The sequence below is a fragment of the Chryseobacterium sp. SIMBA_038 genome, assembly GCF_046535115.1.
Lineage (GTDB): Bacteria > Bacteroidota > Bacteroidia > Flavobacteriales > Weeksellaceae > Chryseobacterium.
The window spans coordinates 250974-269758 of sequence record NZ_JAWRXH010000005.1 but is presented as its reverse complement, the minus strand read 5'-3'; the positions used below and the strand labels follow the sequence as shown (position 1 = coordinate 269758).

Genomic DNA, 18785 nt, shown 5'->3' with positions numbered 1-18785 from the left:
TGCTTCCAAACTCATTAATTATTCAAATTAAAAATAAGAAAAATGGCTAAAAAAGTCTTTAAAATGGTAAAACTTCAGGTGAAAGGTGGCGCTGCCAACCCTTCTCCACCAGTAGGTCCAGCATTGGGTTCTGCAGGTGTGAACATCATGGAGTTTTGTAAGCAGTTTAACGGAAGAACTCAAGATAAGCCAGGACAAGTTTTACCTGTAGTAATTACAGTATACGAAGACAAATCTTTTGAATTCGTAATTAAAACTCCTCCTGCAGCAATCCAGTTAATGGATGCGGCTAAGATCAAGGGTGGTTCTGGAGAACCAAACAGAAACAAAGTAGGTGCTGTATCTTGGGCTCAGGTTCAAAAAATTGCTGAAGATAAAATGGCAGATCTTAACTGCTTTACAATGGATTCAGCTCTTTCTATGGTTGCAGGTACTGCTAGATCTATGGGATTAAGAGTAACAGGAACTAAACCAACTAACGCTTAAAACTTAAAGAAATGGCAAAATTAACGAAGAAGCAAAAGGAAGCTTTAAGCAAAGTAGAAAAAGGAAGAATCTATAACCTTGAAGAAGGTTCAGCTCTTGTAAAAGAAGTGAACACTGCAAAGTTTGATGCTTCTGTAGATATCGCTGTAAGATTGGGTGTAGATCCAAGAAAAGCAAACCAAATGGTAAGAGGTGTTGTATCTCTTCCTCACGGAACTGGTAAAGATGTTAAAGTATTAGCTCTTGTAACTCCGGATAAAGAAGCTGAAGCTAAAGCGGCTGGTGCTGATTATGTGGGTCTTGACGAGTACTTACAAAAAATAAAAGATGGTTGGACGGATGTTGACGTTATCGTTACTATGCCAGCTGTTATGGGTAAATTAGGACCTTTAGGTAGAGTATTAGGACCAAGAGGTTTGATGCCTAACCCTAAATCAGGTACTGTAACTATGGAAATTGGTAAAGCAGTAACTGAAGTGAAAGCTGGTAAAATTGATTTCAAAGTAGATAAATATGGTATTATCCACGCTGGTATTGGTAAAGTATCTTTTGATGCTGACAAGATCAGAGAAAATGCTCAGGAATTAATTTCTACATTGATCAAAATGAAACCAACTGCTGCTAAAGGTGTATATGTAAAAAGCATTTATTTGTCTTCTACAATGAGCCCAGGTATTGCAATTGATACTAAATCTGTTAACTAATATAAATCCTTAAGACAATGACAAAAGACCAAAAAGTTGTAGCAATACAAGAGATCAAAGACTTGCTTCAGGATGCAAAAGTAGTATACGTAGCAGATCTAGACGGATTGAACGCTGCTAAGTCTTCAGAATTCAGAAGACAGGCTTTCAAACAAAATATCAAAGTAAAAGTTGTAAAAAATACACTTTTACAAAAAGCAATGGAGCAGATTGAAGGAGTAGATTACTCTGAAATGTTCCAGACTTTTAAAGGAAACTCTGCATTAATGGTTTCTGAGACTGCAAACGGTCCAGCGAAATTAATCCAAGGGTTCAGAAAGAAAGAAGAGAAGCCAGCTTTAAAATCTGCTTTTGTTCAGGAAACTTTCTACGTTGGAGACGAAAACTTAAATGCACTTGCTAACATCAAGTCTAGAGAAGAAATGATCGGTGAAATCATCGGATTACTTCAATCTCCAATTCAAAGAGTTGTTTCTGCTCTTCAAAACAAACCTGAAACTGTAGAAGCTAAAGCTGAAGAAGCTGCTGCACCTGCTGTGGAAGAAACTCCTGCTGAGGCGGCTCCAGAAGCTCCTGCTGCAGAAAGCACGGAAGAAACTCCAAGTGCTGAATAATTAGACTCAAAAAATTAAATAAAATAATCAACAAAAACATTACAACAATGTCAGATTTAAAAAATTTAGCTGAAACGCTAGTAAACTTAACAGTAAAAGACGTAAATGAATTAGCTACTATCCTTAAGGATGAGTACGGAATTGAACCAGCTGCTGCTGCTGTAGTAGTTGCTGCAGGTGGTGGAGAAGCTGCTGAAGAAAAAACTGAATTCGACGTAATTCTTAAAGCTGCTGGTGCTTCTAAATTAGCTATCGTTAAATTGGTAAAAGATTTAACTGGTGCTGGTCTTAAAGAAGCTAAAGATATCGTAGATGGAGCTCCTGCTGCAATCAAAACTGGTATCTCTAAAGACGAAGCTGAAGCTCTTAAGAAGCAATTAGAAGAAGCTGGTGCTGAAGTAGAATTGAAATAATTCAATTTACACTGAAAATAATAAGCCTGGGCAATTTGCTCAGGCTTTTTTTGTGCATTTTATTCTTTTAAAAATTATGTGGCATGTATGTAAGTAATCAAATATTGTTATTTGATGAATATTTATAATTAATTATAATTATTTATTTAATAAAAATTTAAGCTATGTTATAAATAATATAAGTTAAATTAATTGTTTTTATAATTATTTTACTAATAAAACATTGTTTAAGTTGAAAAAATACTATATTTGCATACGAAAAAAACACACGCACTAATTTGAAAAGAAACTACTTTCTTTTCCAAAGTTATTTCACTATTCTCCTTAATTGTGGGATTATTGTACTAACTGTTGGGAATCTTAAAGCTGGATCATTGTTAACGGTAATCGAACCGTGTAACGAGATCTCCGGCATCCCTCAGCAAGAATCTTTTGCTCGTGATATTTCTGTTAATAAAAATGTTTTAAATGGAAATATACTCTTTAATCACTTTAATAATAGTGTTGAGAAGATAAATGCTTCTATTGTTTATCAAGAAAAAAATAAACTTTCTGATAATTTTTTTGAAAAAATATTCACTTCTTACCATTGTAAGGACTCAAATAAAGACCTGCTGAAAATGTCTTATTCGGAATGTGATAATAATGACGTTTTAGAATATGTATTTTCATCTCAAAATCAACTGAAAGAAAGAATAAATTTAACTTATAATGTAGACTTTAAAATTTTTAAGATATCCAAAAATGGGATTGGGTATACTTTACTACTAAAGATTCCGGATAAAATATTTTCTGAAAGTTCTTCTACAAGACTTTCTTCCGGACTCTCCGTTTAATCAGACTTTTAACGATATCAAATATTGGTTTTTCTCTTTTAAATAAGGGGAAAGGTTATCGATCTGCTATTTTTTAAAGAAAACATACAAAAAACAACAAATATCATTACAAATGAAAAACAGATTATTCGTTATTTCGATGTTATCCTTTACAGGATTTCTGGCGACTGCGCAAGTTGGCATTAATACTAGTCAGGCTCAGGCAACACTAGATGTTGTGGGATCTCCTGCCAATTCAAAATTTTTAGATGGAATTATTGCTCCAAGATTAACTGGGAATCAATTAAGGGCAAAAAATTATACCTCTCTTCAAAGCGGAGCAATGGTGTATGTTACTGTTGCAGATAGTGGACCGACTGGTCAAACCATTAATGTAACAGCTGCTGGATATTACTATTTCGACGGAACAAAATGGGTAAGAACGTCAGAAGGAACCAATGTAGGTACTTTAACAGGTTTTTCATCCGGAAATTTGTCTCCATTGTTTACTACAACTGTATCAAACCCTTCTACGAATCCTTCATTGGCATTTAATCTTACTAATGCTCCTGCGAATTCTATTTTTGGAAATAATACAGGTTCAGCGGCAGCTCCGGCTTATTTTTCTGCTTCATCGTTAGCTTTAGCAGGAGATGTTACGGGAACTTTAGGTGCTACAACAGTCGTAAAAATCAACGGATCTCCGCTGGGAACTACATCAACTGCTACTACAGGACAGGTTTTAACTTTCAATGGTACAAATTGGGTTCCTGCTACTCAGACACAGTCAAATGACTGGAAAGTTTTAGGAAATGCAGGTACAACAGCTACTTCAGCTGCTTTGGGAGCTACAATTGCATCGGGTAATTTCTTAGGAACAACGGATGTTCAGAATTTAGTTTTTGCTACAGGTAATAATGTGAAAGGTATTTTGGATACTAACGGAACATTAAATGGTGGGAATTCAAATACTTCTGCTCCATATGCTTCTTTCTCTTGGGGATCAAATAATACATTTTCTAATACCTCTTCATCAAACATAGCTTTAGGTAGAGGAAATACGGTTGCTGCTCAGGCTGCTAATTTTCCTGGAGTAGCAATCGGTGCTTCAAACTCTGCTTTAAATGGTGCGAAAGTAATAGGAAATTCCAATTTTGCTACAGATTCAAATACCGTTGTTTTAGGAAATAACAATGGAACATCAAGTGCTAATGTAAGCGGAATTAACGTAGGAAATTCTAACGTAAACTCCGGTGGTTTTGCCTTTGGTACAGGAAATAGCGTAACATCAAATAACTATACTTTCGGTAATGCCAACACGGCAAGTGGTGCGGCAGGAGCTATTGGATTTGGATTTGGTGCGAATGCTGTTATTCCAAATCAGACAGTTTATGCAAATACAACTCATACTTTTTCTGGTTCAGGAGTAATCGGTACAGCAATTACTGATGTGGGAGTTAACATGACGCCGAGTGCTACTAATATTGCTGATTTGGAAGTAAGTAAAGGTGTTTTATTAAAAGGAATAACTCCGCCAGTAGCAGCTGATTGCAACGCAAGTAACGAAGGTACAATTGTATATGGGAAATCAGGAACTACCGGAAACTTTTATGGTTGCAAACAGACTGGGGGCGCTTTTGCTTGGCAGACATTATAAAAACAAACACAATAATTAACAAAAACAAACAAGAAAAATGACAAAAAAATTATTCGGGAGAATTACGGCGTTCTTAATGACGCTTGTAGTATCTGTAATGGCTTTTGGTCAGGGTTACACGCCTATACGAGGGATGGGTGTAGAAGCAAAACCTGTGAACGGAAGCGGAATTTGTTTAGCATGCTACAATGGAAGCATGAATCCTGTTATCGATTCTAATCTTGATAACAGTGTAAGTATGGGTAGCTTTGCTACTTTGGTAAGTGGAAACGGTATTTCGGTAAAAAACACAAACACAACATATCCGGCAGGTTATATTACCGGTTTTAATGTAGATTTAGGAACAAGCGTTATCACGGCAAGTTTTCTAAGCGGAATTAGAATCAGCACTTACAAAGCTGGGGTTCTTCAGGAAACTTCAACAAATACAACGTTGCTTTCTGTTCCTGCATTTGGAGGGAGTAAAACAAGAATTTTCTTACACTTTAAATCTTCAAAAGAGTTTGATGAAGTAAGATTATATCAAGTAAACGCACTTTCTGTATTCGGTGCATTGAATGTGTACTATGCTTTTGCTTTTGATCCTGCTAAAGTTCCGACCGATAATAATGGAATTTGTGATGACATCATTGCAGGAAGCGGTGTAGACGGAAATGTATCTGGAAGCAGCAGTTTCTTAGCTCCACTTTCTTATGTGAACAACAGAGAGAAAATTGGTGACGGAGACAAAAATTCTTACGGATCAATTGTTTTACCTGCAGGATTATTAGGATCTTATTCTGTTGGAGTTTTAGATAAAAATCAGGTATATCCGGCTGGTAATAAAGCAGGATTTGTAATCGAGCCTGATGATCAGGGAAAACTTTTAAGCGCAGAATTCTTAAAAAACATAACTGTTGAAACTTATTTATTCGGGCAATTGCAAGATTCTAAAAACCTTAGTGATGGAGGGGGACTTATTAACATTAAAGTATTAAGATTTGGTTCCAATAAACAAAAAATATCTCTTACTGCTACAAAACCTTTTAACGAGGTTAGACTTAAAATAACACAAACTGTCGGAGTAAACTTTGGAGCTTTAAAAGTATATTATGCTTTTGAAGAACCTCAGGGATGCGACTGTAACGAAAATATTCAGACTTCCGGAACGTCAAGACTAGGAGATATTGTTCCCGGTGCTTCTTGGACGGGCGCTTCCGGAACTCTTTTCGGATTAACAAATATTACAAACACAGGAAATGTTGTAGATACAAATACTTCAAATTTTGCGACTGTAAATTTCTCACCGATCAATCTTTTGATTCCAACGGTAAGACTTACTGTAAAAAGTAACACTGGAGATTATCCTGCAGGAACTTTTGGTGGTTTTACGTTGACAAAAAGTGCTAATTTATTTACAATTAATGCTTTAGATTATATTACAATTACTTTCTATAAAGGAACAACTGTTACAGAATCCAGAACTTCTGGAGGATTGTTCAGCGGACAGTTTTTCACTTCTGCAACCAATCAGTTTTATGTAGGATTTACTTCTACAAAAGCGTTTGACAGAATGAAAATCGAGATTAATCCGGGAATCGGAGTTACTCTAGCTCAACAATATTATATTCACAATGCATTTGTTCAGTTGGATGATGATCAGGACGGAGTTCCAAACTGTAACGACAAATGTCCGAACGGTGATGACAGTATTGACAACAACGGAAACGGTATTCCTGACTGTGCAGAAGGATGTTCTGTATTAAATGACAAATCTCCGGTTCTTGATTCAGATGGCGACGGTATTCCTGATGCTTGTGATGGTGATGCTGATAACGACGGTATTCCAGATGCTTTGGAAGATCTTAACCACAATGGGAAATTTGAAGACGATGATGTAGATGGCGATAAATTAGTGATTGCGAATTTAGGTGACGGAATTTCAAGTTATTTAGATTTAGATTCTGATAATGATGGAATTTTAGATTTATTCGAATCAGGTATTCCAACTTCTGTAATCAATCAAATCGATGCAGATCATAATGGAGTTATCGATGCTGGTGTTGCAACAGGAAGCAATGGTATTGCAGATCTTTTAGAAACTTCACCAGATTCAGGAGTAATGAAATATCCTCTAATGAACACAGACGGAGATGACAAACCTGATTTTGTAGATTTAAAATCAAACAATGCAGACTACGATCTTTATGTTATCGGAAAAGATAATTTGGATGATCTTGGTGCTGGATTTATTTCTAAAATAAATGATGCAGACTTCGATGGTATTCAGGCAGTTGTGGATAATGATTTAATTAAAAAAGGATCTCCAAATTCTCCACTTTCTCCTTACGCATCTTTTGCAAAAACCGGAGCTAAAATGTCAGCAAAAGCTACAACAGATATTTCTGCTGTCGTGAATGATATTAAAGTATATCCAAACCCAGTAAGATCTGGTGAAAATGTTTACATCAAATCTTCAGGTGCTAAAGAAGACGGAACATACACAATGTTCTCGGCTCAAGGGCAATTAATCAAATCGGGCAAATTCTCTGGAGATGCCGAAATCAATACATCTTCACTACCTACGGGTATGTATATCATTAAAGTAGAAACTAAATCAGTTGTGAAATCTTACAAGGTTATTGTGAAATAATTTTTAAAAAGTTTCTACACAAAGGCCACCCGAAAGGGTGGTTTTTTCAAATAACACCACTTAATTTCAAATTAAAACATAAATAGATATTATTCAAAATAATCGTATCAGAACTCCTTATAGTAACGATTAGTATAAAATTTAACACAAAAAATTAAAAAAAATGAAGAAAATTATCTCACTTATGGCAATGTTGCTGTTTGTCTGCAATGCATTTGCTCAGAACTACAAACCTATCCGAGGAATGGGGATTAGAGCCTATCTTGCACAAAACGGACAGTGTGTTGCGGCATCTAATCCAACCAATATTTATTCTGTAATAGATTCAGATACGGATAATGGGGCAAGCTTAGGTACTTTATTAAATAACACATCCAGTAATGGTATTTCCATTATTAATAACAATACTACGTATCCGGCAGGATCGGTTACGGGGTTTAATGTAGATATGGCGAACAGTGCTATTACTTCTACAGTACTGAATGCTCTTAGTATTGCAACTTACAAAAATGGTGTTCTTCAGGAAACATCTGCGGCGGGTTCTCTGTTGTCAGTTCCTGCATATGGCGGAAGAAAAGCCAGATCATTCTTACATTTTAAAACAACTAAAGCTTTTAATGAAGTAAGATTATTAAGATCAGGAAGCAGTACTTCTTGTAACGCATTGAATGTGTATTATGCATTTACATGTGATTCAAATAATATCAAATTAGAAAACAATGGTGTTTGTGATGATATTATTGGCGGCGGATCTTTTGTAGATTCTGATACCAATATCTCATGCAGCAGCAATATGACTTCTCCTTTATCTGTTGTAACGGATAGAGATAAGATCAGTGACGGAAGTAAAAGTTCTTTCGGAACAATTACTTTGCCTTCTGGTTTTATGGGGAATTTCAGTATTGGAGTTTTCGATAAAAGCCAATATTATCCTGCGGGAAATAAAGCCGGTTTTGTAATTGCTCCAGCAAACGCAAATTCAGTTCTAACAGAAAGAATGCTTGATAATCTTGTGATAGAAACTTACATGTTTGGTCAGTTACAGGATTCTCAATCTTATAATGACGGTGTTGGAGGTATGACTGTTTCTTCATTAAGTCTTAGTGGAAATAAACAAAAACTTTCAATCATTACAACGAAACCTTTCAATGAAGTAAGATTAAAGATTTCTCAAAATTCAGGTTGCTCTTCTATGGGAGCTTTAAAAGTGTATTATGCTTTTGAAGAACCTCAAAGTTGTGACTGTACTCAATATCTTCAATGTAACAGAACGGCTCCGTACAAAGGAAGCTTGCTTTGTGGAAATCTTCCAAATGGAGGATTGTATTGTGGAAAACGTGAGCCTTGGACAGGAACTTGGAGTACTTCAACTTCTTATTTAGGAGTTTACAATCCTGAAAATATAGTAGATTCTAATGCATCAAATTATGCTACTTTCTCAGTTCCTTCCAATAAAAATAATATCACAGGAAATTTTGCAGTAGAATCTGTTGGAACAACGTATCCGGCAGGAACATTTGCAGGTTTTACGATCTCTAAGAATATTTCTACGGATTGGAGTTCTCTTGGAGTAATTTCTGTTCAGTTATACAACGGAAATACTTTGGTTGAGCAAAAAAGTACGGTAAATAATGATTTAAAATTAATTACTGTTTCAGGAGGAAAAACAATTGTAGGATTTAAATCTACAAAACCATTCAACAGAATAAGACTTTCAATTAAGCATACAGCAAAAATCTGTCAGTGTATTAATTACTACATCTATAATGTATTTGTTGAATTGGATTCTGACGGAGACGGTGTTCCGGATTGTAGAGACATTTGCCCTGGTGGAGATGATAACATCGATACAGACGGTGACGGTATTCCGGATGCTTGTGATACAAAAAGCTGTGTTGCCGACAACGATAAGAGTTCTACAATAGATACAGATGGCGACGGTATTCAAGATGCATGTGACGGAGATTCTGATAACGATGGTATTCCTGATGCTTTGGAAGATCTTAATCACACCGGAAGATTCGAAGATGATGATGTAGATGGAGACGTTATCGTGATTCCTGTATTGGGAGACGGTATTTCAAGTTATTTGGATCTTGATTCTGATAATGATGGAATTTTAGACTTATTCGAATCAGGTATTCCAACTTCTGTAATCAATCAGATTGATGTTGATCATAATGGAGTTATTGATGCTGGTGTTGCGGTTGGAACTAATGGTATTGCCGATATTTTAGAAACTTCACCGGATTCAGGAGTGATGAAATATCCTTTAATGAACACAGACGGAGATGATAAACCGGATTTTGTTGATTTAAAATCTAACGGAATTGAATATGACCTTTACGCAATCAGCAAAAGTGTTTTTGATGACCTTGGAGCAGGATTTATTTCAAAAATAAGCGACGCTGATACAGATGGTATTCAGGCAGTTGTAGATACAGATCTTGTAAGAAGAGGCGCGCCGAATTCTCCACTTTCGCCTTACGCTGTATTGGCTAAGACTGCAAAAATGGGTATGGAAGCGAAAAAAGCTGCGGTTATGACTAACGAAGCTGCTACAGTTGCAAATGACATCAAAATATATCCTAATCCTGTAAAAGCAGGTGAGAATCTTAACGTAAAATCTTCTGAGGAAGGAGTTTTCACCATATTCTCAGCTCAGGGACAATTGGTAAAAACAGGTACTTTCAAAGGAAATGCAGAGATTTCTACCTCTTCATTACCTTCAGGAATGTACATGATCAAAATAGAGACTAAATCTACAGTAAAATCTTATAAAGTTATTGTAAAATAATTTCTTGAGATAGTTTTAGTAATAAGGTGAGGTCGTCCAATTTGGGCGGCCTTTTTTATTTGTGTGAATTTTTTAACTGCTTTAAAATGAAAGAGTTTTATTTGTGAATATAGATAAGTTTTTGTATCTTTGCCAACTCTTTTGGCGCTAATAATTGTTTGTGAATCTATAATATATTAAATATCAACTCTTTCGTAATTATGAAAGGGATTTTAATTTTGTAGATATTGCGGTAATTTCTGCCTCAAAAAGTAAAATTTAAAAATATTTTGCATTACGCTGTGAAAAGATATACCAGCGTTGCAGTTAGAATTAGAGTATAGGAATAAAGAATTAAGATTAAAGACCACTTCTGATAGCGCCAAACATCAAATGTCTTTTATCTTGCCTCTTTTATCTGACAGTCTTTTTCTGATATTTTTTGTATAAATCAAAATATTTTTTAACCCTTTCTTTAAAAGTTTTATGAGTAAAACAACATCAACAACTAGGGGGAATCAGAGAATTAATTTCTCTTCAGCGAAAGGAAAAATTATTACTCCAGACTTCTTGGATATCCAATTAGAGTCGTTTAAAGAGTTTTTCCAGCTTGATACGCTTCCTGAAGACAGAAAAAAAGAAGGTCTGCACAAGACTTTCCAAGAAAATTTCCCGATTACCGATTCTAGAAACCAATTCGTTTTGGAATTTTTAGATTATTTGGTAGATTCTCCACGTTATTCTATCAATGAGTGTGTAGAAAGAGGATTGACGTATTCAGTCCCTCTTAAAGCAAGACTTAAATTGTATTGTACAGACCCTGAGCACGAAGATTTCCAAACTGTGGTTCAGGATGTATATTTAGGCCCGGTTCCTTATATGACGGATAGTGGTTCTTTCATCATCAACGGTGCTGAAAGAGTTATTGTTACGCAGCTTCACCGTTCACCTGGTGTATTCTTCGGACAGACTTATCACGCTAACGGAACGAAGCTTTACTATTCAAGAATTATCCCTTTCAAAGGATCTTGGATGGAATTTACTACGGATATCAACAGCGTAATGTATGCGTATATTGACCGTAAGAAAAAATTACCATTAACTACTTTATTAAGAGCTATCGGATTCGAATCTGATAAAGACATTCTTCAGATCTTCGACCTTGCGGAAGAAGTGAAGGTTTCTAAAGCTGCCCTTAAAAAAGTTGAAGGAAGAACATTGGCTGCGAGAGTATTGAACACTTGGTTCGAAGATTTCGTAGACGAAGATACAGGAGAGGTTGTTTCTATCGAAAGAAACGAAATCATCCTAGACAGAGAAACTATTCTTGAAAAAGAACATTTAGATCTTATTCTTGATGCAGGTGTGAAATCTATCTTGATTCACAAAGAAAATGCAAATGAATTCTCTATCATCCAGAATACATTACAAAAAGACCCTACGAACTCTGAAAAAGAAGCAGTAGAGTATATTTACCGTCAGTTAAGAAATGCAGATCCACCCGATGAGGAAACTGCAAGAGGAATTATTGAAAAATTATTCTTCTCTGAGCAAAGATATTCACTTGGTGAAGTAGGACGTTACAGACTAAACAAAAAGTTAGGTCTTAATATCCCAACTACAACTGAGGTTCTTACAAAAGAAGATATCATTGCGATTGTAAGACACTTAATCGAGTTGGTAAACTCTAAAGCTGAGGTTGATGATATTGACCACCTTTCTAACAGAAGAATTAAAACTGTTGGAGAGCAATTAGCAGGACAGTTCGGTGTAGGTCTTTCAAGAATTGCTAGAACGATTAAGGAAAGAATGAACGTTAGAGATAACGAGATATTTACACCTTTAGATCTAGTAAATGCTAAGACATTAACATCAGTTATTAACTCATTCTTTGGTACCAACCAGCTTTCTCAGTTCATGGACCAAACCAACCCACTATCAGAGATCACGCACAAGCGTAGACTTTCTGCACTAGGGCCTGGTGGTTTATCAAGAGAAAGAGCAGGTTTCGAGGTGCGTGACGTTCACCATACTCACTACGGAAGAATTTGTCCTATTGAAACTCCGGAAGGACCAAACATTGGTTTGATCTCTTCTTTGGGTATCTATGCGAAAATTAATAACTTAGGTTTCATCGAAACTCCATATAGAAAAGTAGAAGGCAGTACAGTAGATCTTAATGCTGATCCTATTTATCTTAATGCAGAAGACGAAGAAGATAAAGTAATTGCTCAGGCAAACGTTGAGTTGAATGATCAGGGAGAATTCCAAACTGATAGAATTATTGCAAGACTAGATGGTGATTACCCTGTAGTTGAGCCTTCTCAGGTTAACCTTATCGACGTTGCACCAAACCAGATTTCTGGTATTTCAGCTTCATTGATTCCTTTCTTGGAGCATGATGATGCGAACCGTGCGTTGATGGGATCTAACATGATGCGTCAGGCAGTTCCATTATTGAAACCACAGGCACCGATCGTAGGTACAGGTCTTGAGCAGCAAGTTGCGAAAGATTCAAGAATCTTGATTAATGCTGAAGGTAACGGTACTGTTGAGTATGTAGATGCAGACAAGATTACTATTAAATATGAAAGAAGCGATGACGAAGATCTAGTATCTTTTGAATCTGCTACTAAAACATATAACTTAACTAAGTTTAGAAAAACTAACCAGAGTACAACGATTACACTAAGACCAAACGTAAGAATTGGTGAAACAGTGCAAAAAGGACAAGTACTTTGCGACGGTTATGCTACTGAAAAAGGAGAATTAGCTCTTGGTAGAAACTTAGTAGTTGCGTTCATGCCTTGGAAGGGTTACAACTTTGAGGATGCGATCGTAATTAACGAAAAAGTTGTGCGTGAAGACTGGTTTACTTCAATCCACGTGGATGAGTATTCTCTTGAAGTTCGTGATACTAAATTAGGTATGGAAGAACTTACAGCAGATATTCCAAACGTTTCTGAAGAAGCTACAAAAGATCTTGATGAGAACGGTATGATCAGAATTGGTGCTGAGGTGAAGCCTGGTGACATTATGATCGGTAAGATTACTCCAAAAGGAGAATCAGACCCAACTCCTGAAGAAAAACTTCTTAGAGCAATCTTTGGTGACAAAGCTGGTGATGTTAAGGATGCTTCATTGAAAGCAGACTCTTCACTAAGAGGTGTTGTTATCAACAAAAAATTGTTCTCTAGAAATATTAAAGACAAAAAGAAAAGAACTGAAGAAAAACTTAAACTTGAAGAGATTGAAAATACTTACAAGGCTAAGTTTGATGAGCTAAGAAATACTTTAATTGAAAAATTAAATACACTTGTAAGCGGGAAAACTTCTCAAGGGGTTCAAAATGACCTTGATGAAGAGATCATCGGTAAAGGTGTGAAATTTACTCATAGATTATTAACTTCAGTTGAAGATTACGTAAATGTAAGCGGTGCAGATTGGACTGTAGATAACGATAAGAATGAATTAATCAAACAATTAATTCACAATTATAAAATCAAATTCAACGATATCCAAGGGGTTAAAAACCGTGAGAAATTCGCAATTTCTATCGGAGATGAGCTTCCAGCAGGTATCATGAAGTTGGCTAAAGTTTATATCGCTAAGAAACGTAAGTTGAATGTAGGGGATAAAATGGCAGGACGTCACGGTAACAAAGGTATCGTTTCAAGAATCGTTCGTGAAGAAGATATGCCATTCCTAGAAGACGGAACACCAGTAGATATCGTATTGAATCCACTTGGGGTACCTTCTCGTATGAACATCGGACAGATCTATGAAACAGTTCTTGGATGGGCTGGTCAGAAATTAGGGATGACGTTCGCTACACCAATCTTTGATGGAGCTACATTAGATCAAATTACTGAGTACACAGAAAAAGCAGGTCTTCCTAAATTTGGTAACACTCACCTTTATGATGGTGGTACCGGAGAAAGATTTACACAGCCGGCTACAGTAGGTATTATTTACATGCTGAAACTGGGTCACATGGTAGATGATAAGATGCACGCACGTTCTATCGGACCATACTCATTGATTACTCAACAGCCGTTAGGAGGTAAAGCTCAGTTCGGAGGTCAGAGATTCGGAGAGATGGAGGTTTGGGCTCTTGAAGCATTTGGAGCATCAAACATCTTGAGAGAAATCTTGACTGTGAAGTCGGATGACGTGATTGGTAGAGCAAAAACTTATGAAGCTATTGCGAAAGGGGAAGCAATGCCTGAACCAGGTATTCCAGAATCTTTCAACGTATTACTTCACGAGTTACAAGGACTTGGACTTGATGTAAGACTTGAGGAATAATTTTAAATTTTGACGAATGAATTTTGAATCAGTTCAGAATTTATAACCCAAAATTTATAATCCAAAATCTAAAATCTAAAAAATGTCAAATAAAAATAAATCAAGTAGATTTAATAAAATAACCATCGGTTTAGCTTCTCCGGAATCCATTTTACAGGATTCTAGAGGGGAGGTTTTAAAACCGGAAACTATTAATTACAGAACGCATAAGCCTGAAAGAGACGGTTTGTTCTGTGAAAAAATCTTCGGTCCTGTAAAGGATTACGAATGTGCTTGTGGTAAATACAAGAGAATTCGTTACAAAGGGATCGTTTGTGACCGTTGTGGAGTAGAAGTTACGGAGAAGAAAGTTAGAAGAGAGAGAATCGGACACATCAACTTGGTGGTTCCTATCGCTCACATCTGGTATTTCCGTTCTTTACCGAACAAAATCGGTTACCTTTTAGGTATTCCATCTAAGAAATTAGATATGATCATCTATTACGAGAGATATGTTGTTATTCAGCAAGGTATCGCTAAGAAATTAGATGGTTCTGATTTTGATGATAAAGAATTCCTTACGGAAGAAGAATACCTTGATATCATGGAAACTCTTCCTGTAGAAAATCAATATCTTGATGATTCTGATCCGAACAAATTCATCGCCAAAATGGGTGCTGAAGCGGTTGAAGAATTGTTAAAAAGAATTGATCTTGATGCTTTGTCTTTCGACTTGAGACACAAAGCTCACAACGAAGGTTCTAAGCAAAGAAGAACTGAAGCTCTTAAAAGATTGAACGTTGTAGAAGCATTGAGAGGTGCTAACACTAGAATGATCAACAGACCGGAGTGGATGATTATGCGTGTACTTCCTGTTATTCCACCAGAATTAAGACCATTAGTTCCATTGGATGGAGGACGTTTCGCTACTTCTGACTTAAATGACCTTTATAGAAGAGTTATTATCAGAAATAACCGTTTGAAGAGATTATTGGAGATCAAAGCTCCTGAAGTAATCTTGAGAAACGAGAAGCGTATGCTTCAGGAATCAGTAGATTCATTATTCGATAATACAAGAAAATCTTCTGCAGTAAAATCTGAATCAAACAGACCATTGAAATCACTTTCAGATTCATTGAAAGGTAAGCAAGGTCGTTTCCGTCAGAACTTACTTGGGAAAAGGGTAGATTACTCTGCTCGTTCGGTAATTGTTGTAGGTCCAAACTTACAGCTTCACGAATGTGGTATTCCTAAAGATATGGCTGCGGAACTTTACAAACCGTTTATCATTAGAAAACTAATTGAAAGAGGAATTGTAAAAACAGTAAAATCTGCAAAGAGAATTATTGACAGAAAAGAACCAGTAGTATATGATATCTTAGAAGGTGTAATGAAAGGTCACCCTGTTTTACTAAACAGAGCACCTACTTTGCACAGACTAGGTATTCAGGCTTTCCAACCTAAGATGATCGAAGGTAAGGCAATCCAACTACACCCGTTAGTAACAACGGCCTTCAATGCCGATTTCGATGGTGACCAGATGGCGGTACATTTACCGTTAGGACCTGAAGCGATCCTTGAAGCTCAGTTATTAATGTTAGGTTCTCAAAATATCTTGAACCCTGCAAACGGTTCTCCAATTACGGTACCTTCTCAGGACATGGTTCTTGGTCTATATTTCATGACTAAAGAATTGAGCTCTACAGAAGATATGAAAGTAAAAGGTGAAGGTCTTGCATTCTATTCTCCTGAAGAAGCGGAAATCGCTTATGCAGAAGGAAAAGTTTCTCTAAACGCTAAGGTTAGATGTAGACTACCTGTTAAAGAAAACGGAGAGATTTCAACTAAATTAATTGAAACTTCTGTTGGTAGAATTTTATTCAACCAAATCGTTCCTAAACAGTCAGGATATATTAATGAACTTCTTACGAAGAAATCATTAAGAAACGTTATCGGTAGAGTCCTTGATGATACAGATTTCCCTACAACTGTGAAGTTCTTGGATGCAATGAAAGACTTAGGTTATTCAAATGCATTCAAAGGAGGTCTTTCATTCTCATTAGGTGACATCGTAGTTCCTGTTGAGAAGAAAGCAATGGTTGCTACAGCAATTTCTACTGTAGATGAAATTAGAGCCAACTATAACATGGGTCTAATTACAGATACAGAACGTTATAACCAGGTAATTGACGTTTGGACAAACACAAACGCAGGATTAACTGAAATGATCATGAGCAGAATGAAAACCGACCAAGGTGGGTTCAACTCTGTATATATGATGCTTGATTCTGGGGCGAGGGGTTCTAAGGAACAGATCCGTCAGTTATCAGGAATGAGAGGTTTGATGGCAAAACCGCAGAAAGCCGGTTCTACTGGTGCGGAGATCATTGAAAACCCGATTCTTGCAAACTTTAAGGAAGGTCTTTCGATCCTAGAATACTTTATCTCTACTCACGGTGCTCGTAAGGGTCTTGCGGATACCGCACTTAAGACTGCCGATGCGGGTTACTTAACGAGAAGATTGGTAGACGTTGCTCAGGATGTTATCATTACTGAAACAGACTGTGGTACTTTAAGAGGTACTGAAGTTACTGCTTTAAAGAAAAATGATGAGATCGTTGAAAGAATTTCTGAAAGAATCTTAGGTAGAGTTTCTCTACATAATATCTATGACCCTGAAAGTGATGAGCTTATTGCTTCAGCAGATCAGGTGATCAATGAGCCATTAGCTAAGAGAATTGAAGAAGCTGGATTAGAAGCAGTTGAAGTTCGTTCACCATTAACTTGTGAAACTAAGAAAGGTATCTGTGCGAAATGTTACGGAAGAAACTTAGCAACAGGTAAAGTAATCCATATGGGTGAAGCAGTAGGTGTAATTGGTGCACAATCTATTGGGGAACCAGGTACTCAGTTAACATTGAGAACCTTCCACCAAGGGGGTACTGCAGGTAACGTATCAGAAAACCCATCAATCGTAGCTAGAAGAGACGGTATCGTTGAAATGGACGATGTAAGAACAATTACATCTGAAGACGAAAGCGGTAACACTGCTGAAGTAGTGGTTTCTCGTTCTACGGAATTTAGATTGGTTGCTGATAACGAAACTAAAACTCCATTGATGATCGCTAACGTACCTTATGGATCTATATTAGCTGTGAAACCAGGTGATAAAGTGAAGAAAGGTGATACTATCTGTAGATGGGATCCATATAACGCGGTAATTATTGCAGAAACTGCCGGTAAGGTAGAGTATGAAGATATCATCCAGGGTATTTCATTCCAATTGGAAATTGACGAACAGACAGGATTTGAAGAGAAAGTAATCTCTGAATCTAGAAATAAGAAAGCCGTACCTACTCTTAAGGTGGTAGATTCTAAAGGTGTTGAGCAGAAAGCATACAACTTACCGGTAGGAGCCCACTTAATGGTAAACGATGGTGAAAAAATTAAGGCTGGTAAAGTTTTAATCAAGATCCCAAGAAAATCTGCAAAAGCAGGGGATATCACCGGAGGTCTTCCGAGAGTTACCGAATTATTCGAAGCTAGAAATCCTTCAAACCCAGCGGTTGTTACTGAAATCGACGGTGTAGTTTCTTACGGAAAAATCAAGAGAGGTAACCGTGAACTTATCGTTGAAGCAAAAACTGGTGAAAGAAAAATTTATTTAGTTAAATTATCTAACCAGATCTTGGTTCAGGAGAATGACTTCGTAAGAGCTGGTTCACCACTTTCTGACGGTTCAATTACTCCGGACGATATCTTAAGAATTAAAGGTCCAACGGCGGTTCAGGAATATCTGGTAAATGAAATTCAGGAAGTTTACCGTCTACAAGGGGTGAAAATTGATGATAAACACTTCGAAATTATCGTAAGACAGATGATGACGAAAGTATCTATCGTTGATGGAGGTGATACTCAATTCCTTGAAGGAGCTTTAGAGCACAAATTTGATTTCTTGGAAGAAAACAACAGAGTATTCGGTCTTAAAGTAGTAACAGAAGCTGGTGATTCTAAAGAATTCAAGCCAGGTCAGATGATTACTGCAAGAGAATTAAGAGACGAAAACTCTAAATTGAAGCGTGAAGATCAGGCTTTAGTTGAAGTAAGAGAAGCTTTACCAGCTACAGCAACGCCTGTATTGCAAGGTATTACAAGAGCGGCTCTTCAGACTAAGTCATTCATGTCTGCAGCATCATTCCAGGAAACAACTAAGGTTCTTAACGAAGCAGCAGTTGCTGGTAAGGTAGACTACTTAACAGGTCTTAAAGAGAACGTAATTGTAGGACACAGAATTCCTGCAGGTACAGGTCTTAAAGAGTATCAGAATGTTATCGTAGGTTCTAAAAAAGAATTCGAAGATATTAACTAAAAAGTAAAGAAAAGTTTCAGGATTCGAGTTTA

Annotated in this window: 10 protein-coding genes; all 10 read left to right on the top strand. The window is 36.6% G+C overall.

Annotation, left to right across the window (positions count from 1 at the left end):
* Positions 1-42 precede the first annotated feature (42 nt).
* Positions 43-486 (top strand): 50S ribosomal protein L11, encoded by a 444-nt coding sequence (rplK, locus tag SB689_RS16245; RefSeq protein ID WP_034760648.1) that lies wholly within the window; start codon positions 43-45, stop codon positions 484-486.
* A gap of 11 nt (positions 487-497) precedes the next feature.
* Positions 498-1190 (top strand): 50S ribosomal protein L1, encoded by a 693-nt coding sequence (gene rplA, locus SB689_RS16240; RefSeq protein WP_073291433.1) that lies wholly within the window; start codon positions 498-500, stop codon positions 1188-1190.
* A 17-nt stretch (positions 1191-1207) separates the two neighbouring features.
* Complete coding sequence (rplJ, locus tag SB689_RS16235) at positions 1208-1804, top strand: 50S ribosomal protein L10 (RefSeq protein WP_410693154.1); 597 nt, start codon at positions 1208-1210, stop codon at positions 1802-1804.
* A gap of 47 nt (positions 1805-1851) precedes the next feature.
* Positions 1852-2217: a 50S ribosomal protein L7/L12 gene (gene rplL / locus SB689_RS16230; protein WP_066754968.1), complete on the top strand. Its 366-nt coding sequence runs from the start codon at positions 1852-1854 to the stop codon at positions 2215-2217.
* Positions 2218-2495: 278 nt separating this feature from the next.
* Complete coding sequence (locus SB689_RS16225; RefSeq protein ID WP_410693153.1) at positions 2496-3053, top strand: hypothetical protein; 558 nt, start codon at positions 2496-2498, stop codon at positions 3051-3053.
* A gap of 112 nt (positions 3054-3165) precedes the next feature.
* Complete coding sequence (locus tag SB689_RS16220) at positions 3166-4689, top strand: beta strand repeat-containing protein (protein WP_410693151.1); 1524 nt, start codon at positions 3166-3168, stop codon at positions 4687-4689.
* 37 nt (positions 4690-4726) lie between these two features.
* Entirely contained in the window at positions 4727-7321 is a 2595-nt protein-coding gene (locus tag SB689_RS16215) for a T9SS type A sorting domain-containing protein (protein WP_410693149.1), read from the top strand.
* Between the two features lie 163 nt (positions 7322-7484).
* A complete protein-coding gene (locus SB689_RS16210) occupies positions 7485-10118 on the top strand; it encodes a T9SS type A sorting domain-containing protein (RefSeq protein WP_410693147.1) in 2634 nt (877 codons plus the stop codon).
* Positions 10119-10583: 465 nt separating this feature from the next.
* Positions 10584-14405 (top strand): DNA-directed RNA polymerase subunit beta, encoded by a 3822-nt coding sequence (rpoB, locus tag SB689_RS16205; RefSeq protein ID WP_410693145.1) that lies wholly within the window; start codon positions 10584-10586, stop codon positions 14403-14405.
* A gap of 82 nt (positions 14406-14487) precedes the next feature.
* Positions 14488-18753 (top strand): DNA-directed RNA polymerase subunit beta', encoded by a 4266-nt coding sequence (gene rpoC / locus SB689_RS16200; RefSeq protein WP_123980849.1) that lies wholly within the window; start codon positions 14488-14490, stop codon positions 18751-18753.
* The last annotated feature ends 32 nt before the right edge of the window (positions 18754-18785 follow it).

Bases quoted from the DNA above. Each gene is read 5' to 3' on its own strand.
- SB689_RS16210 (WP_410693147.1), top strand. From the start codon at position 7,485: ATGAAGAAAATTATCTCACTTATGGCAATGTTGCTGTTTGTCTGCAAT.
- SB689_RS16215 (WP_410693149.1), top strand. From the start codon at position 4,727: ATGACAAAAAAATTATTCGGGAGAATTACGGCGTTCTTAATGACGCTT.
- rplJ (WP_410693154.1), top strand. From the start codon at position 1,208: ATGACAAAAGACCAAAAAGTTGTAGCAATACAAGAGATCAAAGACTTG.
- rpoC (WP_123980849.1), top strand. From the start codon at position 14,488: ATGTCAAATAAAAATAAATCAAGTAGATTTAATAAAATAACCATCGGT.
- rplL (WP_066754968.1), top strand. From the start codon at position 1,852: ATGTCAGATTTAAAAAATTTAGCTGAAACGCTAGTAAACTTAACAGTA.
- SB689_RS16220 (WP_410693151.1), top strand. From the start codon at position 3,166: ATGAAAAACAGATTATTCGTTATTTCGATGTTATCCTTTACAGGATTT.
- rplK (WP_034760648.1), top strand. From the start codon at position 43: ATGGCTAAAAAAGTCTTTAAAATGGTAAAACTTCAGGTGAAAGGTGGC.
- rplA (WP_073291433.1), top strand. From the start codon at position 498: ATGGCAAAATTAACGAAGAAGCAAAAGGAAGCTTTAAGCAAAGTAGAA.
- rpoB (WP_410693145.1), top strand. From the start codon at position 10,584: ATGAGTAAAACAACATCAACAACTAGGGGGAATCAGAGAATTAATTTC.